Genomic DNA, 413 nt, shown 5'->3' with positions numbered 1-413 from the left:
CGACCCGCACCGGGTCGACGCGGGATGCGAGGACCGCCGCGAGCGCGCCCTCTTCGGAGACCTCGAAGAACCCACCGCATTCGGCGATCGCCTGAATCACGGCGGGATGGGCGAGCGCGCTCGCGTCGTAGTGGAATCGGACGGACGGGAATGCCGCCTGCAGTTCGCGATACCGCACCCGCGCCCTGTTCGGGTCGAGCACGAGCAGCGGTGTTCCATAGCGTGCGACCAGGGCGTCCAGTGCATCGGTGTCAGTTCGCGTGTGTGCGCCGGACCTGCCGGTTCGTCGTGCCTCGGCGTACATCTGGATTCGCCCTCCCCGCTCGTCGTGCGACCAGGGGATCCTGCGTGTCGGGCCACGCAGGTTATCCCTCGGGTCTGGTCGGCGCACTTACGATGCTGCTCCTCCAGCG

1 pseudogene is annotated in these 413 nt (G+C 68.5%); it reads right to left on the bottom strand.

The features are described from left to right. Positions 1-304: pseudogene (locus AB4Z02_RS19195) on the bottom strand (hypothetical protein); the annotation flags it as partial. Positions 305-413: the final 109 nt, after the last annotated feature.

Origin of the sequence: Pedococcus sp. 2YAF34 (assembly GCF_052114585.1) — a bacterium.
Taxonomy (GTDB): Bacteria; Actinomycetota; Actinomycetes; order Actinomycetales; family Dermatophilaceae; genus Pedococcus.
The sequence above is the reverse complement of the archived record's forward strand: the minus strand, read 5'-3'. Positions and strand labels throughout refer to the sequence as shown.